At 32.8% G+C, this 20,697-nt stretch carries 25 protein-coding genes; 17 read left to right on the top strand and 8 right to left on the bottom strand.

Translation table 11 applies throughout. The annotated features are described in order from the left end of the window. Nucleotides 1-2 precede the first annotated feature (2 nt). Genes H5T44_01490 through H5T44_01480 form a run of 3 tightly spaced genes read left to right on the top strand, consistent with a single transcriptional unit; the run spans nt 3 to nt 2,627 of the window. Nucleotides 3-1,217 (top strand): nickel-dependent hydrogenase large subunit, encoded by a 1,215-nt coding sequence (locus H5T44_01490; protein ID MBC7080913.1) that lies wholly within the window; start codon nt 3-5, stop codon nt 1,215-1,217. Further along, complete coding sequence (locus H5T44_01485) at nt 1,214-2,224, top strand: NADH-quinone oxidoreductase subunit H (GenBank protein ID MBC7080912.1); 1,011 nt, start codon at nt 1,214-1,216, stop codon at nt 2,222-2,224. Before H5T44_01490 ends, H5T44_01485 begins: the two co-directional genes overlap by 4 nt. Nucleotides 2,225-2,228: 4 nt before the next feature. Beyond that, nucleotides 2,229-2,627: a 4Fe-4S binding protein gene (locus tag H5T44_01480; GenBank protein ID MBC7080911.1), complete on the top strand. Its 399-nt coding sequence runs from the start codon at nt 2,229-2,231 to the stop codon at nt 2,625-2,627. A 169-nt stretch (nt 2,628-2,796) separates the two neighbouring features. Here the strand turns inward: H5T44_01480 and H5T44_01475 are convergent, their stop codons facing one another. Continuing rightward, entirely contained in the window at nt 2,797-4,227 is a 1,431-nt protein-coding gene (locus H5T44_01475) for a hypothetical protein (protein ID MBC7080910.1), read from the bottom strand. A 219-nt stretch (nt 4,228-4,446) separates the two neighbouring features. Between H5T44_01475 and H5T44_01470 the strand changes: the two genes are divergently transcribed. Together H5T44_01470 and H5T44_01465 are read left to right on the top strand one after the other, a co-directional pair. Then, nucleotides 4,447-5,220, top strand: coding sequence for a hypothetical protein (locus tag H5T44_01470; protein ID MBC7080909.1), 774 nt, complete (start codon nt 4,447-4,449; stop codon nt 5,218-5,220). 1 nt (nt 5,221) lies between these two features. Continuing rightward, nucleotides 5,222-6,712, top strand: a complete 1,491-nt coding sequence (locus H5T44_01465; GenBank protein ID MBC7080908.1) for an ATP-binding protein — start codon at nt 5,222-5,224, stop codon at nt 6,710-6,712. Here H5T44_01465 and H5T44_01460 read toward each other — a convergent pair. From H5T44_01460 to H5T44_01450, 3 genes are all read right to left on the bottom strand, one after another. Then, nucleotides 6,709-7,605 carry a PKD domain-containing protein gene (locus H5T44_01460; GenBank protein MBC7080907.1) on the bottom strand — a complete coding sequence of 299 codons (897 nt, stop codon included), beginning with the start codon at nt 7,603-7,605 and terminating at the stop codon, nt 6,709-6,711. The genes H5T44_01465 and H5T44_01460 overlap by 4 nt on opposite strands. Nucleotides 7,606-7,636: 31 nt before the next feature. Beyond that, on the bottom strand, nt 7,637-8,350 hold the full coding sequence (locus H5T44_01455) for a UbiA family prenyltransferase (protein ID MBC7080906.1): 714 nt from the start codon (nt 8,348-8,350) through the stop codon (nt 7,637-7,639). Nucleotides 8,351-8,474: 124 nt separating this feature from the next. Continuing rightward, nucleotides 8,475-9,290, bottom strand: a complete 816-nt coding sequence (locus H5T44_01450) for a winged helix-turn-helix domain-containing protein (GenBank protein ID MBC7080905.1) — start codon at nt 9,288-9,290, stop codon at nt 8,475-8,477. Nucleotides 9,291-9,417: 127 nt separating this feature from the next. On the opposite strand from H5T44_01450, the gene H5T44_01445 reads away from it, so the two are divergent. Further along, nucleotides 9,418-10,593: a hypothetical protein gene (locus tag H5T44_01445; protein ID MBC7080904.1), complete on the top strand. Its 1,176-nt coding sequence runs from the start codon at nt 9,418-9,420 to the stop codon at nt 10,591-10,593. Here the strand turns inward: H5T44_01445 and H5T44_01440 are convergent. The 3 genes from H5T44_01440 to H5T44_01430 all read right to left on the bottom strand — a co-directional run bounded on the left by H5T44_01440 (nt 10,586) and on the right by H5T44_01430 (nt 12,135). After that, on the bottom strand, nt 10,586-11,038 hold the full coding sequence (locus tag H5T44_01440; GenBank protein MBC7080903.1) for a GAF domain-containing protein: 453 nt from the start codon (nt 11,036-11,038) through the stop codon (nt 10,586-10,588). The genes H5T44_01445 and H5T44_01440 overlap by 8 nt on opposite strands. Before the next feature lie 346 nt (nt 11,039-11,384). Then, nucleotides 11,385-11,738, bottom strand: a complete 354-nt coding sequence (locus H5T44_01435; protein ID MBC7080902.1) for a hypothetical protein — start codon at nt 11,736-11,738, stop codon at nt 11,385-11,387. Nucleotides 11,739-11,907: 169 nt separating this feature from the next. Then, nucleotides 11,908-12,135, bottom strand: coding sequence for a hypothetical protein (locus tag H5T44_01430; protein MBC7080901.1), 228 nt, complete (start codon nt 12,133-12,135; stop codon nt 11,908-11,910). 155 nt (nt 12,136-12,290) lie between these two features. Here H5T44_01430 and H5T44_01425 point away from each other — a divergent pair, with 155 nt between their 5' ends. Further along, the gene (locus H5T44_01425; GenBank protein MBC7080900.1) at nt 12,291-13,484 is read left to right on the top strand and encodes a hypothetical protein; all 1,194 of its coding nucleotides are present in this window, start codon (nt 12,291-12,293) and stop codon (nt 13,482-13,484) included. Here H5T44_01425 and H5T44_01420 read toward each other — a convergent pair. Continuing rightward, nucleotides 13,438-14,451 (bottom strand): NDP-sugar synthase, encoded by a 1,014-nt coding sequence (locus tag H5T44_01420; protein ID MBC7080899.1) that lies wholly within the window; start codon nt 14,449-14,451, stop codon nt 13,438-13,440. The two genes, H5T44_01425 and H5T44_01420, sit on opposite strands and share 47 nt — an antisense overlap. Nucleotides 14,452-14,495: 44 nt before the next feature. Between H5T44_01420 and H5T44_01415 the strand changes: the two genes are divergently transcribed. The 10 genes from H5T44_01415 to H5T44_01370 form a co-directional block, all read left to right on the top strand. Then, complete coding sequence (locus tag H5T44_01415; protein MBC7080898.1) at nt 14,496-14,738, top strand: hypothetical protein; 243 nt, start codon at nt 14,496-14,498, stop codon at nt 14,736-14,738. A 202-nt stretch (nt 14,739-14,940) separates the two neighbouring features. After that, entirely contained in the window at nt 14,941-15,975 is a 1,035-nt protein-coding gene (locus H5T44_01410) for a DUF1614 domain-containing protein (protein ID MBC7080897.1), read from the top strand. Beyond that, complete coding sequence (locus H5T44_01405) at nt 15,968-16,489, top strand: CDP-2,3-bis-(O-geranylgeranyl)-sn-glycerol synthase (GenBank protein ID MBC7080896.1); 522 nt, start codon at nt 15,968-15,970, stop codon at nt 16,487-16,489. Before H5T44_01410 ends, H5T44_01405 begins: the two co-directional genes overlap by 8 nt. A gap of 37 nt (nt 16,490-16,526) precedes the next feature. Beyond that, entirely contained in the window at nt 16,527-16,742 is a 216-nt protein-coding gene (locus H5T44_01400) for a hypothetical protein (protein ID MBC7080895.1), read from the top strand. Beyond that, a complete protein-coding gene (locus H5T44_01395) occupies nt 16,718-17,560 on the top strand; it encodes a radical SAM protein (GenBank protein MBC7080894.1) in 843 nt (280 codons plus the stop codon). Before H5T44_01400 ends, H5T44_01395 begins: the two co-directional genes overlap by 25 nt. 32 nt (nt 17,561-17,592) lie before the next feature. Further along, nucleotides 17,593-17,859, top strand: coding sequence for a (2Fe-2S)-binding protein (locus H5T44_01390; protein ID MBC7080893.1), 267 nt, complete (start codon nt 17,593-17,595; stop codon nt 17,857-17,859). Next, nucleotides 17,852-18,991, top strand: a complete 1,140-nt coding sequence (locus H5T44_01385) for an FAD-binding oxidoreductase (protein ID MBC7080892.1) — start codon at nt 17,852-17,854, stop codon at nt 18,989-18,991. The genes H5T44_01390 and H5T44_01385 overlap by 8 nt, the downstream gene beginning before the upstream one ends. A 22-nt stretch (nt 18,992-19,013) precedes the next feature. Then, nucleotides 19,014-19,532, top strand: a complete 519-nt coding sequence (locus H5T44_01380) for a flavin reductase family protein (protein ID MBC7080891.1) — start codon at nt 19,014-19,016, stop codon at nt 19,530-19,532. 17 nt (nt 19,533-19,549) lie between these two features. Further along, nucleotides 19,550-20,308, top strand: a complete 759-nt coding sequence (locus H5T44_01375) for a sugar phosphate isomerase/epimerase (protein ID MBC7080890.1) — start codon at nt 19,550-19,552, stop codon at nt 20,306-20,308. 231 nt (nt 20,309-20,539) lie between these two features. Next, nucleotides 20,540-20,697, top strand: a 158-nt coding sequence (locus tag H5T44_01370) for a proteasome subunit alpha (GenBank protein ID MBC7080889.1), incomplete at its 3' end; no start/stop codon positions are given.

The raw sequence follows: 20,697 nt of genomic DNA, 5'->3' as shown, positions 1-20,697 counted from the left end.
AAATGAAATATGAGGTTCCAATTGGTCCTATACATCCCGCATTGAAAGAGCCGATCCTCCTTAAATTTACCTTGGAGGGCGAAAAAATAGTTGATGTCGATGTAATTGCAAGCCAGAATCATAGAGGAGTTGAATGGATAGGAATGAATAGAAATAATCCTTTGCAAAGCATATATCTTGCTGAGAGAGTTTGTGGAATATGCAATTTTTGTCACCCCGCATGCCTTGTTATGGCGGTTGAGGAAATAGCGGGAATAGAAGTACCAGAGAGAGCGGAATATATAAGAGTAATTCAGGCGGAGCTGGAAAGAATACACAGCCATCTGCTCTGGGCGGGCGTTGCCGCCCATGAGCTTGGTTTTGATTCATTGCTTCATTATGTATGGATGGTAAGGGAAAAAGTTATGGATATTCTCGAAACTATAAATGGGAATAGGGTTACAAAGTCAATAATTATGTATGGAGGGGTTAGGAGAGATATTAAAGAAGAGCATATACCAAAATTAAGGGAAATGATAGAATATTATAGGCAAATTTTCAAAAAAATTGCAAAATTATTTTTGGAAGATAAGACAATAAAGATGAGGACAAGGGAAATAGGTGTGCTAAGCAAAGAGGATGCAATAAAATTATCAACTGTTGGACCAACCGCGAGAGCAAGCGGGGTAAAGAAAGATGTTCGCCAAGATATGCCCTACTTTGCTTATCCAGATTTTGAAGTTAAAGCAATAACTCCTGATTTGCTTACTGGTGAAATAGTTGGAGATACATATGATAGAATTATTGTAAGATTACTTGAAGTTAAGCAATCACTTGATATAATAGAGAAAGCGGTTGATGAAATGCCAAAAGGAGAAATTTTATCAGAGCAAAAAGTTATTAAGCTCTTAGCTCAGATAAAGAAAAGCGAGGGAGAAGCGGTTGCAAGATATGAGGCGCCGAGGGGCGAGGATATACACTATGTAAAGTTAAAGAGTGGTTTTGAGCATCTATATTCCTGGAAAATCAGGGCACCAACGTATATTAATCTTCTTTCATGGAGACCTATGTTGCTTGATATGCAAATTGCAGATATACCAATTGTTGCTGCATCAATCGATCCATGTATGTCATGCACAAATAGAGTTATTGTTGTAAAAGATAAAAAGGAGAGAATTTTAACAGCGGAGCAATTACATGAATTATCTGTGAAAAAGACAAGGAGGATGATGAGATGATTGAAAAAATATTTTTCATTTCTATAGGATGCATTTTAATTGGATTGCTTTCAATATTTTTTGGTCTGCTCTTCAAGGGTATAGACCGCAAGATTGTTGCAAGAATGCAGAAAAGAGTTGGTCCCCCAATAAGACAACCATTTCTAGATGTTGCAAAATTAATGATTAAAGAAAATGTTGTTCCTGAGAATGCGGTGAGATGGATATATAATATTGCCCCTTTAATATGCCTTGCTTCAAGCATTCTCCTAATGCTTTATATTCCTATCCCGGGACTTGAAAAATTACAGCTTCATGGAGAAAATGATATAATTTTAGTTGTTTATATCTTTATATTGCCTGCACTTGCGATGGTTGCTGGTGGTTTTGCTAGTGGCTCACCATTCGCAACAATAGGCGCACAGAGAGAGATGGTAACCATGATATCCTATGAATTTCCTCTCGCTATAAGTGTGGTAGCAATTGCATGGAAATTATCTGAGATTTCTGGTGATGTTTTTACAATTTCATTTATTTCATCGCACCCCATATTCAACAATGTTGGATTAATTGGGTTTATAGGAATAATTATTCTTCTCATCTCCCTCCTAATCGTTGTTCCTGGAGAAACCGCTAAAATTCCTTTTGATGTTGCAGAAGCAGAAACAGAAATCGCTCAAGGAGTATTTGTAGAATATTCTGGTAGAAATCTTGCATTATTTTATATGGCGGACGGGGTTAGAATTTTTGCAATTGCATCTTTAATCGTAAATATATTTTTCCCATATAATATCTCCGACATTGTTGGCTTCTCTGGCTATTCCGCTATTATTTCAGATTTCCTCTTTTTCCTACTTAAAGTGTTTTTATTGATGTTTTTCTCTATTACAATAATAAGAGCGGGAATGGCAAGGCTGAGAATAACCCAAGTGGTTACTTCTTATTGGGTAACAATAACATTAATATCTCTGATCGGTTTGTTACTCCTTATATGGGACAATCAATTTAAGATATCTTTACCATGGTGATAAAATGTTTCCGATGCTAAAACAGCTAATAAAGCAAATGTTTGAAAAACCTTTCACAAATAAATTTCCTGCAAAATATGCTCCAAAAAGTGTAAAAGAATTTCTTAAGAAAGTAAATGAGGGTAAATTAAAGATAAATCCACCTGTTGAAGTGCCGGAGGGATTCAGAGGGAAAATAATTTATGAAAAAGAAAAATGCATTGGTTGTAAAACATGTATAAAAGTATGTCCCGCAAAAGCTATTGAATTCAAAGAAAATGAGAAAAAGATTAGAATCTATATAGGGAGGTGCATTTTTTGTAGCCAGTGCAATGATGTTTGTCCAGTAAACTGTTTGCACATGGGCAAGGAATTTTTGCTCGCAAGCGAGAGTAAGGCGGGGGAAAATTTAATTGTTGAATAATTGCTTTATTGAAGATAGTTGTAACAATTGAAAATTTCAGACGGATCTAAGCAGTAATTTTTAGGTTTGGAGTAAGGGTAGTAATGATAGCGAGAAAATGATATTTCTGGATAATTTTCTTTGGAATCAAAATATGCACCAAATGATTATAAAACTTAAATTGATAGATCTAATACCCTCCAATTTTCAAGGTTGGATCACCAAGCAATATGAATTCTTCAATTGTCCAGGTATCCCACACTGAACTAACATAATCTATTTGAGCATTTGCAAAAACTTCCCCTAAAATATGCGTATTTCTATATTCATTAAAGAATTTATATGCTAGATAGCTTGCTCCCCAGTGTGGGCCATTTTCATCTACTCCAGTAAATGCAACTCTTGTTGCTCCTATAGTAGCTATTGCTCCACCATATGAATGGCGTATAAAATACCAGGCAAAACATGGGAAGGTAGCATTAAATGGGATGGGTACACCATCTTCTCTTAAATCAGATGAATTAAAATCAAGCTTTGCGGTCAAACAGGCATCGAAAAATATCACCGGCAACCTGTAGCCATTGAAAAGAGTAAAAATGTACGGAGTAAAATATCTTCCGATCCATGCTTCGCTCTCCCCGTGTGTTGCCCAGCCATAAGGGAAGCCATGACCTGAATAATAGAGAAAACCACATCCCTTCTGCAAAGCTTTTTGAATTTCCAGCGCATTTAAATTTCCGAGAGAGTATTGTATTTTGTATGGCTCAAAATCATTCATTATTTGGGCAACAATTTCATTCATTACTTCTCCTTCTCTCACACCCCATCCAGGGAAAGTATCCCCGCCAACAAGGACTATTCTATTAAACCAATCTTCGCCCTTTGTTTTACTTTCATAATTTATTATCTTATTAACAACATGCTTAACTATCGCTTTATTTTCGCAGGCAATTCTACCAACATATACATCTGGATATAAATCTATAATATCTCCTTTTGTATATCCATCTTTATATTCCTCTCCATATTTCCCATTTCCATTTGTGTCCCATGATGAAAATACAATTTTTCCATTTTCATATCTATAAATATCTGCATAATATAAATCAGTTGGAATTGGAAATTCCCTTAATTTTGTTCCATCCCTCCATATATGCAAGGCATTTCTTATTGGCATGTGATAAATGTCTCCTACAAGCATTACATATTTTATTCCCCATTCCTCAATTGCATTCTTTATGAAATATTTTATTTTCTCTGCATCATCCCTTCCCTGCACAGCGGATGGATGAGCATAAACTTCATTTAGTCCCACCGCAATTGTTTTTATTCCATTGCTTTCCTTATGTTGCCTAAGAGCACTTAATTCATCAAGCCATGCATCAGGAGAGATTATTAGAAAATCATATAAGGAAGATGTCTCAACTTCATAATAATTTTTTTCCTCTTTATATATTATCGCTCTTTTTCCATCCACTAATCCAACCCCTATGCAATTACATTCATGAATGTCTATTTCTGGATAACCATTCTTCATCCATCTTATCTCTTCTTCTTTTTTCATAGATATGTTTGACGGAATTAAAAATATTACAGCGATAAATATTGCCATGTATTTCATATTTCTATTATCAAATTTTAATATAAAATTTTTACCTATGAAAATTTAAAAAGATTTATAAATTGAGTATCTTTCAATTTTATGAGGGGATGGACTCATATAGAAAATTTCGGAAATGATTTACGCATCTACGCCAAAGGAAGCATGCGCCGCCTCGTGGACAAAAACGGGGATATAATAATTGAATACAGAATGGTTAATTGATAAGCGATTCAAATCGTGAAGGCAGAAGAGATCATAGAAGCAATATTTGGCGCAAACGAAATTGAGATAGATAGGGATAAATTTGTAGAATTTAATAGAAAAGCGGGGTGCACCGCATACTCAATAGATGGAAGTTCTGTTAAAATTCTTGATGCATATTCATTTTCAATATTTGCAAGGAGAATCGGGTATAATAAAGCAAATGAAGAGAATATAATCGAGAAAAAAATAGGAGAAATAGAACTGGATACTATATATGGCGATGGTGCAAGCGCAGAAAATGATTTAAGAAGAGAGGAGGAGGAATATAAAATTGCAAAAGAAATTTCTGGAAATGAAATTGTTATTTTTGATGGATGTCTTAAATATAAAATAGATGGAGTTGTTGGAATAAGCAAGAAAAGTGGCTATAGGATAGGAAAAATTCCTTTATTGTTCATAATAAAAAAATTTGGAGATGAAATTATGAAGAATAAATGCTGGTATTATAAGATTGAAGATGGAGTATATGCGGTAAAATTTTATCCTTATTCAAAATTTGTTTTTAGAGTAGATTATTTTGGAAAATATGAGGATGAGATTTTTTCTGAAATATCCTCTCTGTGCAAAGATATAAGCTGTCTTGGTTATCCATATTGCTTAGCAGATATACATAGACATGTAAAGATAAGCAAGGATGAGGAAATTTATTTAAAACATTTAATTCAGAAAAAAGCCTTTGAGAAAGGAATTAGCCACGAAGAATGGGAAAACATATTTTATGATTATCATGAATATATGGAGGGATAAAATGATTGGAAGAATAGTTGGAAAGAGTATAGGAGAAATAATTTTTAGGCAAAGCTATAATCAGGATACAAAAATAGGAGAAATTCTTATTGCGGATGATAAAGAAAAAAATTCGCTGTTTTTCCTTAGAGTTATAGACATACAATATGGGCAGGAAGGTGATGAAAAATGGAGCTTAAGAACAGCTGGAGACATGCTTTTATTAGATGAAAAGACGGAGGAATATATGCTTAAGGAAAAGGAAAGAAGACTTTTTAAGATATGTGTATGCAAACCTCTTGGTTATGTAAAAAATGGTAAATTTCATAAGCCAAAAAAATTGCCATCACATTTTTGCCTGGTAAGAAAAGCAAATAAAGAAGATTATAAATTTATAGAGAAATATATGGGGGATATAGAAATAGGGAAAATAAGAAGCGGGGAGGATGAAATAGATGTAAAGGTTGGAATAAGAGGCGATTTAATTCCATATCATATAGGGATATTTGCAACAACTGGTATGGGTAAAAGTAATTTAATGCGCGTTTTTACTGCTTCCGCAATGAAATCTGGAAAATATGGCATACTTATAATAGATCCCCATGGCGAATATTATGAAGCACTTAAAAAACATCCCCTCGCGAGCAAGAGAGCGGTGTTTTATTCGGAGGGGGCAAGGGGCGTGGAAAATAGGCTTGTTTTGGCTACGCATGAGATAAGTATTAGTGATTTTGAGGAAATATTCGAGCTTAGCGAAGCGCAGAGAGAAGCTCTATATGCTCTATATTCAAAATTTAGGAAAAAATGGCTTGATGAGCTATATGAAAAAGAAATTGAGGAATTGGTTGAGATTTTTAATAGAAGAATACAGGATATAACATTCAGCGTGCTTAAAAGAAGGGCGGAAAGAATAGTTGAATCAGATATAGTAACTCAAAACGAGGATATATGCAATACCGATGCAATAATAAAAGAGTTGCATAATGGAAAGGTTATTCTTATTGATACCTCCTCCATTTATGAATATGAAGAATTACTTGTGAGTGTTTTAATAGCTAGGAAAATTTTATACTATAACAAAAATATTTTTAGGGATAAGGAAAAATTTAGAAAAATTCCACCAGTTATGATAACAATAGAAGAGGCGCAAAGAGTTTTGCAAAATGGAATTTTTGCGCAGATTGCAAGGGAAGGAAGGAAATTTAAAGTAGGGCTATGTGCAATAACCCAGCAGCCAAAATTGATAAAGGAAGATTTGCTTAGCCAGTTCAACACTTTCTTTATTTTAGGGCTTGCTGATGAAAATGACAGAAATATATTAAAGCATTCCGCAAAGCAAGACATCTCCGCTCTTGAGAAAGAAATACAAACTCTTGAAATAGGGGAGGCAATAATGACATATCCGGGCGCCCCATTTGCAATACCTGCAAAAATTCATCTATATGAGGATTATATAAAAAATATGGAAAAAGAAAAAATTCCAGAGGAAAAAGTTGATGAAAAATTTTATTAAATTGCAAGAAGGCTTATTGAATAATTTGCCTTATTCATTGATAGATCATATGCCACCGCTTCTATTTCATGATAACCTTTTCCACTCCATTCAAAAGAATAAGGTGGAGAGTATAAACTGCATAAAATACTTTTATCCATATAAAATTCAACAAAGCTTATTCCACTGTCATCATATGCATTTGCTTCTATAGTCACATTCCCTATTATTAATGGGATAACAAACGGAATAATTTTATTTCCATTTATGTAAATCCAATTTTTAGGGTTTATTATTTCAACATAAGGAGGATTCTCCTCCCTTTTGCTGATAAAAACAAAAGTATGATTTACATCTGAATAACCGTTTGAATCAATTACTTTAAAAATTATGTTGTAAAATCCCTCCTTCATATAAGCATGCTTTGGGTTAATTTCATTGCTGAAATTTCCATCCCCAAAATACCAGAGAAATGTATATGGCTCACTTCCTCCATAAGCAAAGCCTTTAAATTCTATTTCCTCTAGCACATATCCGTAGTAGGGGCCATTTGCATCTGCAAGAGGACCATCGTAATATATTTCAACTTTTGCCGATGCTTTATTTCCTGAATAGGAAATTGCGGTAATTTCAAATAAATTCTTGCCCGGATAAAGAAGAATATCTATATTGAATTCATAATAAAATATAAAATCAAGTTTTATTTCACCTGATAGGCTGCCATTATCCCATTTGTGTTCCCATATTAATTGAATAAGCTTATCATTACAGCATGCTTGAGCAATTCCATGTATAGTAACATTTCTCACATGAAATATTTCCCCATTAGAAGGACTTATTATTTCAACAATTACACCGCTTCCAATACCATTACCAAAAATAATTATTGCAAGAATAAATGTCAGCCTCTTCATAATATTATAACTTTTTTATTAAAAAATTTTCCTATTGAATGAATATGCAAATAAGGAATAATATTATAAATTCTCCATCAATCGCATAATCAAAATTGTATTTTTTGTTAACACTTTTGCAGAATAAAAGTATGTAAATATACCCATATATTATAGAAAACAAAATCGCTGGAATATATTCCAGAAAAAAATTTTTTTGGATACACAAAAAAAGCCAAATAAATAAAGTAGAGTTTATAAAGAGGAGAATTAACATTGTCTTTTCTACGCCCATAACGACCGGGAGGGTATTTGCATTCACTTTTCTATCACCCTCAACATCTCTCACATCAAAAACTACAGTATTTACAAAACATTTTATGAAAAGAAAAAGAAAGATCATAACCGCAAAGACAAAATTCCCTCCAAAGACATAGGGGAGGAAGGCGGAGGAAACAGCCCAAGATAAGGAAACAGTTAAATTTTTTGCTAAAAATAAATCCTTTAATCTGAAAGAAGATATTTTTATGCTATATATGAGCCCCATGAAGAATGGTATTAAAAAGATTGGAATTGTATATTTGTTTCTTATTCCTCCTAAAATTATAGCAAAAATGTAGGAAAAGATGGAAAGAAAAATTATAATATTCTTTTTAGATTGGATAAAATTAACTCTCTCTGGCAAGTTTGATGCATCTTCTTCAATATCTGTTACTCTATTCAATGAATATACACTATATGTAATAAGAGAGGTACAAATAACCATCTCTGGGAGTATTTTCCCTATTAGGAGGAGAAAGGAAAATGATATTATTGATGCGCCAACCAAAGAAGTAAAAATATTTGTAAGAGTAAGGAAATGAAAAAAATCTTTTATAAAGGAGATAGGGCTAGGGTATGCTAACTTCCTTTGCCCTTGATTTATAATATTCGAATAATTCTCTACCCCATTCTATCGCCTCCTCATCATAACTTACTAAATCTTGGGAAAAGTCATATGTTCCATCTAAATTAAATAGGCCAATTGAAACAAATGATTCAGTGACTGTCATTGCTATCTTTACATCATCAATTAGCCATATTTTCAAGTTGCCCTCTTCAACTTTTTTTCTTAACTCTTCATCCGCCTCTTTTTTATATGCTTCAAAAACTTTATCTGCTATATTCTTAGATATAACAAGTCTTATTTTTGCCCCTTTATTAAGCAATTTTTTAACCAAATTCGAGAATTCCTCCACATAAACTGGAGATATTCCAGCAAGCTCTTTTGCCTTGCTCACATGCTTTACATAAAGCGCAAGAACTTGCAATAAATTTTTTGGAGAAGATTTAACTATCTCGGTGTTCCTGATTTCGCCTATTCTGGCAATGAATTGCTTTGGAATCCCATCTACATCATGTGTTAGCCAGAATTCTTTATGTTTCCCTGTAACATAGAATGAATTTGTTAAATCCAGTACTTTTTGCCCAACTATTTTTCCTGCTGGAGTTAGAACAAAACCTTCTTTTCTTTCCTCTATATATTTTTTATCCTCTAACTCTCTAGCAGTATGAAGAACAGATGATAGACTTATGCCTATTTCTTCCATTAATTGCCTAGATGTTTTTGTTCCTTCAAGCAAACTCATCAATATTTTCATTTTTACCCCGGAGATCAGTATTTCCCTAAATTCTTCATACATCTTATCAAATATTTTTGCCTCCATGAGGCAATATTGCTTTTTTACTATATAATATTATTTATTTTTATTTATTGCAAACGGTATGCAAAATTGCTCTACCAGAACAATTTCTTCAAATAAAGTTTTATATAAATTATGATTTATATTCAGGATGAAAAATTATAGTTACGAGGTAATATGGGAGAGAAATTATAATGAAGGATATGGAAATTGCAGAGTTGTGGTAGATTCAAAGGATAATATTATAGTATGTGGATTGGATAAAGATTACAGAGGGCTAATTCTGAAATATGATAAAGATGGAAATCTTTTATGGAATGATCACACTTCCCTTAAAATATATTTTCCTTCCCAAATTTCTTTAAAAAAACCATTTAATGTTGATAAATTCCTTTCAAAAGGCTTCGGCTCATTGCTTGATGTAAAAGTCGATTCGAAAGATAACATAATAACAGTCGGCTCATTTTATGATAAAAGCGGAAAATACTGCACAATCTATTTAAAGAAATATTCAAAAGATGGCTCTCCTTTATGGGAAAAAAATTATGCCCCATTTTTGTACACGCAGGCGCCCGCCCTGGCTATAGATAAAAGCGATAATATTTTTGTTGCGGGTTTCGGGGGGAGAATTGTTCCGCCATCTGTAAATGGATTTGTTATGAAGGTCTCGAAAAATGATGGCTCGGTTATATGGAATAGGAAATGCTGGAAAATGGGGAAATATACTGGTTATACAGCGCTAAGTGTTTTTGAAAATGATATTTTCTGTGCGGGATTTGTTGCAAAGGATGATTACAATTTGATTATTTCGAATTTTGATAAATTCGGGATAGAAAAAAATGAGAAAATTTTTGATTTGAGGGTTCTGCCATGTAAAATATTTTATGATAGAGATATATTTATCTGCGGCCAATTTGAAGACGCAGGGTATAAGCATTATTTAGCAAAAATAAGTAGAAATTTCAATATTTTGTGGGAAAAAGCTGGCATGGAAGGTTGGCTATATGATCTGGTATTGATGAAAAATGGAAATATAGCAGTTACAGGAAAGATAAATAAAGATGAATATTATGCTGGCCTATATGGTGCCTGGGGGAATTTGCTTCTTGATGCCTATCTTGGAAAACTCATAAGCAATGGAAATGATATGAACGACTGGATGAAAGGAACTACTAATGATAGCCAAGATAATTTGGTAGTGGTTGGAGGGGCACCGGTTGCAAAAACAATAAAATTTAGGATTGGTTTATTGGAAGAAAAAGGGGAGAAGGGAGAGAAGAAGATTAAATTTTTAGAATTTCTTAAAAAATTATTCAGGATTAAATAATATCCGCTACAATTTTACAAACTTCTTCAAGAAATTCCTTATCTTCATCTGTAAAAGAAGAAATATAGTGGCTATCTATATCAATTTCTCCTAAAAATTTTCCATCTTTAATAATTGGAACAACTATTTCCGCTTTAACTTCTCTGCTGCATGCTAAATAATTTTTTTCTTTTGAAACATCCTGAACAATTAATGTATTTTTGCTTTTCGCAACTTGTCCGCATATACCTTTTCCAAAGGGAATTATCTTATGCTCTGTGTCACTGCCACAAAAAGGGCCTAAAACAAGCTCTTCATCTCTTGCAAAATAAAAACCTACCCAATTATAATAATGAATTTTTTCCTTCATTAAATCACATATTCTTTTTAACTTGCTGTTTTTATCCAATTGCATAGAAGCAATTTCTTTTATCTTTTCAATTAGCTCTTTGAAGATTTTATTCATGAAGCTAAATCCTTAATTATATATTAAATTTGCAGGATTAGGAAAATTAAACCAACAATTGTTGGAATAATTCCCGCTATAAAGCCAAGTGGAAGCCATTCCCTTGCATTTACATAATGATGCTTTCTTTTCTCTAATACTCCAATTGCAACAATATTTGCGGTCGAACCAATTTGGGTTATATTCCCACCATAACATCCTCCAAAAAGAAGAGCTCACCAGAGAGGAAAAACATTTATGCCAGAATTAGCGAGAGAAGATATTATTGGTATAAAGGATGTAACAAGAACAACATTATCTATCATTGAAGAAGCAAATGCACTGACAAAAGATATCAATATTATCATCAAAGGAAGAGACTTTGAATAATTTCAATGGAATTCGCTATTCTATCAGATAGCCCTACATAGGATATGCATCCCGCTATTGAAAAGAGGAAAATGAAGAAAACGAGGTTCCACCAATCAACTCTCTCAACATATTTTTGCGCCTTCTCCCTGCGCCAGGTCATGGCTACGCCAGCGCCAGCAATCGGAGCAATTATGAGGAATGTGTTTTTTTCCAAGTTGAGAAAATTTTCTCTTCTTGCGTGGATTGAAATGAGGAAAATAATTGAGAAGAAAATTGCAATTCCTATTTTAAGGGCTCTCTTATCTATTGTTTTATCAACTGTTTCGATAATTTCATCCGCCGATTTCAAGTTTTCCTTCTCTATTTTTTCTCTATACTTTGCTGAAAATTTTTTAGATCTTTCCTAAGGAAGAAAAGCATGATTAGAATTAAAATTAATAGCGACGCAAATCCAACTGGGAAAGCCCATCTGACAAAATCTTCAAAAGTCAAGCCCGCACGCATTGCTATAATTATCCCTATTGGATTATTGAAATGATTAAGGTTGAGATGAAAAGAATTATGACAAAAAGATTTTTTGCTTTGAATTTTGCAAATTTATTCAATCTTATTCCAATCCATGAAAAAAATCCAACATCTCTTAACATTGCAACTATTCCAACTCTGAATCGCCAGAATAAAAGGTAGGCGAGTATAGAAGTTATAAAAATAATTCCCGCTATAGTTTGCCTGTTATTTTCAAGCAAAAAGAATAAAATTGATGAAAAAAGCTATGAGTAAGATAAATATTATGAAATCTTTTCCATTATTCTTTTTTGCCATGTTTGAATTATTTCTGAGCATTATATAAAACTATATTTTTGGAAGAATAGCTTTAAATACATGAAACAAAATTTATGACATGAAAAAAATAGCTTTAGCAACAATCATTTTAATATGCACTGCAATTTCTTACTCTGCTTTTGGATGGGGTAATGAAATAAAGCCCATCTGGTATAAAACATGGGGAAGTGGTGAAGATGATTTTGCAACATGTATTGATGTAGTAAATGATTCTATATATGTAGGAGGAGCAAGTAATGGAAAAGGTGTATTGCTTAAATACGACATTGATGGAAAAGCTATCTGGAATGTTACATTCGATGATTCAACTATAAATGATTTGAAGTTTTATAATGGATATATTTATTTAACTGGAAAAATTAGAGAAGAAAATAAAGATGTTTTTATCGCAAAATTGGATGAAAACAAAAGCATTTTGTGGATGAAGAAATGGGGAGGAAGTGGGGATGATATAGCATATGGATTAGATGTATATGAGAACAATATATACATATGTGGAGTAACTTCAAGTTTTGGGGCAATATCGAAAAGGGTTCTTTTATTAAAATATGACAATGATGGAAATCTGTTGTGGGCTAAAACATGGGGCGGAAATAAAGATGAGGAAGCTTATGATATTTATGTGACAAATGGAATATATATAACTGGTTATACAACTACTTATTCTGTTGGTGAAAAAGATGCTATTTTGCTAAAATTTGACATAGATGGCAACTTACTGTTTTTCAAAACATGGGGTGGGGAAAAAGATGATATTGGATATTCAATAGATATATCTGATGGAATATATATAGCGGGCTATACTTCTTCTTATTTCCCAAGTTCTTTTGTAATAAAGTATGATATGAATGGGGAACTGATTTTTGACAGGAGATGGGGAGGAGAAAATGATTGTGCATTTTCAGTGAAAATATACGGGGATTCATTTTATGCGGGTGGGATAAATAGTGAAGGAGATCTATATTTAGTTAAATATAGGGATGATAATTTTGCATGGTTAAAAACATGGGGTGGGAAAAAAGAGGATTGTTTAATGGCAATGGATATCGAAAATGAAAGAATATATATAGCGGGTTATACAGAAAGTTATAGTCAGGGAGGAAAGGATATTTTAATTTTGAAATGCAATCTTGAAGGAAAAAAATCTATGGAAGTAATTACTTTTTCCGATAAAATAAATATTTTTGGAAGAGAAATAATACCATTTATTTCCTGCAAGGATTTCCAACCTGCTCCTTTGGATATCCTCTAGGCAATGGCTTGCTCCAAATTTTTGCGTCCCGCGTGCTTCTTTTTATTTCTTCTTTTTCTCCCGCAATAACATTTTTCAATTTCACTCCATCCTTTATTATGCATTTTTTTGCAATTATGGAATTTTCAATTTCAACATTTTTTCCAATAATACAATCTTCATAAATTATACTTTCATTAACAATTGAGTTTTTCCCAATTGAGCAATTATTTCCAATTGTAGAATATTTAACTAAGCCCTCTATATTGCAATTCTCTCCATATAGGTAGCTTAAGCTTTTTCTCTTCAATAAAAATTTTGTTGCCTCTAAATAACTTTCCCTTTTCCCAACATCCGTCCAGTAGCCATCAAAAAGATATCCATAAAATCCTCTCCCCTCCTCTATCACTTTTGGAAATATTTCCTTTTCCATCGATACAAATTTGCCTTTTTCAATGTAGTCAAGCACATCATATTCCATGCAATACGTGCCAGCATTTATTAGCTGGGATGGCGCCTCATGGCGGGCGGGCTTCTCAATAAATTTTTTTATTTTTCCATCCCGCAATAAATCGACCACGCCAAATTCTTCAACATTATCTACCTTCCAGAGAGAGATTGTTATAAAGGATTTTTTCTTTTCATGATATCTGATCATTTTCCTTATGTTAAGAGATGATATTATATCGCTATTTATTACTATAAATTTTCCATCGATATATTTTTCCGCATTTTTCACCGCCCCTCCTGTTCCAAGTGGTTTATTTTCCTTATTTATAATAACTCCCATTCCTTTTTCTTCAAAATATTTCTTTATTTTGCTGTTCTTATAATTTGAGGCAATAATGATCTCACTATCCTTAGGAAGAGAATTTATTATATATTCAATCATTGGCTTATTCAGCAATGGAAGAAGTGGTTTTGGTATGGTATAAGTCACTGGAGCAAGCCTTGTTCCATATCCTCCTGCAAGTATTATTGCTTGCATAAAAAAATAAGGAAAATAATATTTATAATTTGTTTTATTCCACTATGGATACTAAAGAATTTGCGGTAAGGCATTTAATGCCAATTTCACTGATTGTGATATCAATTTTAGTGTTTTTTTATCTTATTTATTTCCATAGAATTTTTATCCTTATGATAGCATTATATCTTCTCATTGTTTCAATTGCATTAACTCTAATTTATACAGGAAAAACAATCGCGATGTATTTAAAGTTAAGAAAATTTCACAAAAGATTAAGAAAGGAGATTGAGAAATTCAAAGAATGATTTTTTAATTCTTTAAAGCAAACAGGAATAAAATAGCATCCAGAGGAAATAGCCCTCCGGTAGAAAATTATATAGAGAATTTTTCAGCTCTTGCTTCAGAAATTTTTAAATGTTTTAATAATCATCAATACCATATAAATATGCATTTTGTTCGCAAAGAAATCAAATTCCAAAAATTTTTTAATTGATAAGTTATAAACATGTGCTTAAAGAGATTATATCATTTACAATATTTGTTCTCACACCTTTGCTTTTGCTAACATATCTTTTTTTTATATATCAAAAAACTTTTGAAGAAATGTATTTTGGAAAAAAAGAGGTTGTGCTCCTCGTGATTGGCTCATCATCAACAATGATTGTTGATTTACCCGTTTTCATTTATAAAGATTATTTTCTTGCATTAAATATAGGAGGAGGATTAATTCCTATATTATTATCCTTGCATTTCTTCAGTAAAAAGAAAATACCTTACCCAAAATTAATTTTAGGAATTTCTATTGTCTCTCTCATCACATACATGGTTACAGAAGTAAGGGAAGAGGGGGTTGTTTCATACTTTCCCTACTATCTCTTGCCCCCAATTGCATCATCTTTGATTTCCCTCGCTTTATATTTCAGAGAAAACACTTCCCCAGTATATGCATATACAATTTCAACTCTCGGCGTGATAATAGGTGGCGATTTCGCCCACCTGCCCCAGCTTTTCAGGCACCCGTTTGCGGGCTCGATGGGAGGGGCGGGAATTTATGATATGATTTATGTTGTTTCAATTATTTCTTTTTTTATTTCTTTTTTATTTATAAAGAAGGAGAAGGGGAGAATAAAGAGGGAATATTTTGTGAAGGATTTGAAATATGCGGGTGTTGGGGAAAGAATAATTTCCTATCTTCTTGATTGTTTGATTGTTTGTGGTTTTTCATTCTTTATTTCACTTGGCTCATCAAACTTTATTCTCTCCTTCATAAGATTTTTTTTGGTTCTTCATATGATTTATTTTCTTCTTTTTGAATTTTTATTTGGCTCAACATTTGGAAAGGCAATAATGAATATTGAAGTCATAGATGAGGAAAATGGAAGAGATTTTATGAATATATTTACTCGAAATATCCTCAGATATATTGAGTTATATGCTGGCTTTTATATACTAAGCATCATTTTAATTTATTTAAGCAAGAAAAGACAAAGATTGGGAGATATTATTGCGGATACATTAGTTATAAAGGTGAAAAATGATTGAAATAATTGCGGAGGCAATATGGCTTATAATGCCCGCCTACGTTGCAAATTCATCTGCTGTTTTAATCGGAGGAGGCTTACCAATCGATTTTGGTAAAAAATTGCATGGAAGGCCAATTTTAGGAAAAGGAAAAACATGGCGCGGTCTATTGGGAGGGATAGCCTGCGGTCTTATTTGCGGGATTATTCTAAATAAAATATGGAATCTTTTTGGACATGGTTTTTCTTCTGTTGCAATAATCTTATCTCTTTCATTTGGGGCACTTCTTGGAGATATTGCAAAAAGCTTTTTTAAAAGAAGATTGGGGATTGAAAGAGGTAGGCCATTGCCTGTTCTTGATCAAATTGATTTTTTGATAGGGGCATTTTTAATCACATTTATTGTAGATAAGGAATGGTTTTTAAATCATTTTACTCTTTACCATATATTATTTCTTTTATTTCTAACACCCGCTTTACATTTAGTAACAAATATAATTGCATATTTATTAGGTTTAAAGAAAGTGCCGTGGTGAGAAAATGGAAGAAATGAATGAAGAATTAAAAAAATGGATGAAAGAACATGGTATAGACATTGAAAAAATTAAAAAAGAAGAGGAAGAAGTAAAGGGAAAATGCATGATATGCTTTTCAAGAGACGCAGAATATAAATGCATAAATTGTGGAAAATTTGTTTGCTTATCATGCTTCTGGAAAATGCTCGGTATATGCAAGAATTGTATAACTGAAGAAATGATGAAAAGATGGAAAGAAAAGCAAATGTTATAAATTTATTTGATCCTTGGAAGAGCAAATTATGCACTTGTCCAAAAAAATATTCATTTAATCCGTATACAGGTTGCTCACATGCATGCATATATTGCTATATCTCTTCCTATATCAAAAATCCTTTCAAAGCAAGGGTAAAGAAGAATGTGCTGAGAAATTTAGCAAAAGAAGTTGAAAAAGTTGATACTTACATAAGCATGGCAAATAGTGGCGACGCCTATACACCAGAGGAAGAGAAAATTGGAATAACAAGGAAATGCCTTGAAATATTTAAGGAAAAAAACATCCCCGTGCTGATAATAACAAAATCAGATATAGTGAAGAGAGATATTGATATACTGAGAGAAATGAAAGCGAGTGTTAGCATAACAATCACAACATTGAGCATTGAAAAAGCAAGAAAAGTAGAGCCAAATGCTCCCTTGCCAGAGAGAAGAATAAAGGCAATTGAAACACTTGCTGAAGAAGGAATTCTATGTTCCGTAAGAATTGATCCCATATTACCTGGGTTTAATGATGATGAAATAGAAGAAATTGTTGAAAGCATTTCTCCATTTGTAAAGCATGTTGTTGCCTCTACACTAAAGCCGAGAAGGGATTCTTTTGAAAGGTTGAAGGGCATTATTGAAATTGAAAAATATTCATGGAGGAGGGTTGGAAATTCTTTTTATCTGCCTGAAAAAATTAGATATTTTTATCTTGAAAAAGTGGAAGAGGCTTGCAGGAGGAACAATTTATCTTTTGGAGCATGCAGGGAAGGATATAAATTCTACGGAAAAACATGTGATGGAGGACATTTAATTTATGGCGGAAAATAAACCTTTCCACAATCAATAAATATAAGCCCTATATTCCAATTGTGAAAATTGTTTGTAGATGTGAGGATGTGAGTGAAGAAGAAATTGTTGATGCAATTGAAAAATATGATTGCGAAACCCTTGATGAGCTCAAACATCTTTTGAGAATTGGCATGGGCCACTGCCAGGGAAGAACTTGCCTTATAATTGCTGCAAGAATTCTTGTAAGTAAAAAAGGAAAAAAGATTGAGGAAATAATTCCTTCTTTTCGCCCTCCTGATGAACCAGTTGAAATAGGAATTCTGGGAAAACATGAATAAAGTAGATGTTGCAATAATTGGAGCGGGAATAAATGGATGTGCAATTGCATATGAATTAGCGAAACGGGGAAAAGATGTTGCGGTTTTTGAAAGAAAATGGATTGCAAGTGGAGACACTGGAAGATGTGGCGCGGGAATAAGACAGCAGTGGGCAACTGAGGAAAATGCAATTTTAGCAAAGAAAAGCGTTGAAATATTTGAAAAGCTTAGCGAGGAATTGAATTATGATATTGGATTGAGACAAGGAGGATATCTTATAGCAATCCATAGCGAAGAAGAGATGAAGCAGGCTAAGAAAAATATTGAAATGCAGAATAGGCTTGGGATACCTTCTCGAATAATCTATGAAGATGAAATTAAAGAGATAGCTCCAATACTTGATTTAAATGGAATGGAAGCAATTGCAGCAACATTTTGCCCTACAGATGGACATGCAAATCCTTTCAAAACAACATATGCATATGCACTTGCAGCAAAAAAACTTGGCGCAAAAATATATAAGTTTACAGAAGTAAAAGAGATAAAAGTTAAAGACAAAAAAATAGAAGGGATATTGACAACCAAAGGAGAGTTAAAAGCAAATTTTGTTGTGAATTGCGCGGGCGCCTGGAGCGGAGAGGTGGCGAGAATGGCGGGCATAGAGTTGCCAAACAAGCCTGTCAGGAAGGAGGCGCTTGTTACAGAGCCAATAAAGAGGAGCTTTGATTGCATGGTGATCTCTTTTAGGGATGGAATATATTTCAGCCAGCAGGAAGAAGGGCAGATCCTTGGAGGAATACCTTCGCCCGAGGAAAAAACTGGTTATTATTTTGAGCCAACTTATTCATTCCTGAAGCACATGGCCTTTATGCTTGGAAAATATGCTCCTCCGCTTAAGCATGTAAAAATACTAAGGCAATGGACCGGATTTTATGATGTAACACCTGATGCACTGCCAATTTTAGGGAAAACGAGTGTTGAAGGATTTATTCAATGCAATGGATTCAGCGGACACGGTTTTATGATTGCGCCAATGGTTGCAAGGTTAATTGCTCAACTTATATGTGATGAAAAAACTGATTTGCCAATAGATAATTTAAGCATAGAAAGATTTAAAAGAAAAACATTTAAGGAGAAGGCGGTTGTTGGATAAATTTTTTATTCTTTTTTGATTTATTTTTATGTACCATTTACTTTATCCTTTAAGGACATATCTTATTGTGAGTGGAAATGAAGAAGAAAAGAATGTTATGACCGCTGATTGGGTAAGCCCGATATCTTATAAACCATTTATTCTTTGCGTATCAATCTCTCCTAAAAGATATACTCATAAATTAATTAAAAAATATGGAGAATTTGTTGTCAGCGTTCCAACAATGGAAATGCTAAATGATCTATGGATTGCTGGAACAAAAAGTGGGATTGAAAAATTGAGTAAAATGAAAATAAATTTCATTAAATCAAAAAAAGTTAAAACAATGAGTATAAAGGAGGCAATTGCAAATATTGAATGCAAGGTAATTGATGAAAAAAATTATGGAGACCACACTCTTTTTATCGGTGAGGTCTTGAATTATTCATACAATAAAGAAGCTTTCCCTGATAGAAAACCAAATGTTGATTTTAAACCAGTTGCCCATCTCTATATGAATGAATTTATAACATTTGATAGGAATAGCATAGTTAATATATAGCTTAAATTTTAAGGACAATGAAGGTAGGATATCCAAATAATCCAAGAAAAGATATTTTTGAAGAAATAAAATGGATAGGAGAAAACTTTGATTTTATAGATTTTTTTATGGAACCAGATAAAGCATACTATGATAAAGTCGATGTTAAAAAAGTTAAAAAATTGCTAGATGAATATTCTTTGGAAATAGTTGGTCATACTCCTTACTATCTTCCATTTTCCTCACCTATAATTGCTATAAGAAAGAGTGCGATTGAAGAAGCAAAAAAATGCTTTTTTGCACTAAGTGAGCTCGGAGCAAAATATGTTACAATCCATGCCAGCTGGCCACCCCATCTTTTTAATTTTGAGGAAGGAATAAATTTGCAGATGGATACAATCTCTATTCTAATTGATGAAGCGGAAAAATGTGGAATAAATTTGATGTATGAAAGTGGTATAGGTGAATTTGATAATTATAACACTGTTTCAAGAATACTGAATGATTTTCCCAAATTATATGTCCATCTTGACACAGGACACACTTTTCTTTATGGAAGGGATATATGCAAATTTATAAGAAAATTGAATAAGAGAATAAAGCATGTTCATGTCCATGATAATTTTGGAAAAGAAGATCTGCATCTGCCAATAGGAGTTGGAAAAATAAAATGGGAAGAAGTAATTAAAGAACTAAAAAAACATTATGATGGAACAGTAACTATTGAAGTATTTGGAGATAAAGATTATGTATTGCTATCAAAAAAGAAATTCATTGATCTTTGGAAAAGGTTGTGAGGAGATTTTGCCCTGAAGATTTAGATGAAAATTTATCATTTTAAGAAATAATTTTGTTCAGTGAATGGATAAAAGAATTCTAAATTGATGTTATTGGATAAGCTTTTAGAAAGAGCGGGTTCATGAGCGGCTTTACTAAATAACAAATTTCCAGTTTTAGTAGAATCATCCATCACCAAGTCCATCATAAATTATTTATTTACTTCGCTATTAATGCTTTAAGGTGTTAAGATGAAACCTCAAATGGCATATGATAGGGCAATTACAGTATTTAGCCCGGATGGAAGATTGTTTCAGGTAGAATATGCAAGAGAAGCGGTGAAAAGAGGAACAACTACTGTTGGAATAAAATTCAAAAAAGGAGTTGCTCTTATAGTTGATAAAAGAAT

The organism is Thermoplasmatales archaeon (assembly GCA_014361195.1).
Lineage (GTDB): Archaea > Thermoplasmatota > E2 > UBA202 > JdFR-43 > JACIWB01.
The sequence above is the reverse complement of the archived record's forward strand: the minus strand, read 5'-3'. Positions and strand labels throughout refer to the sequence as shown.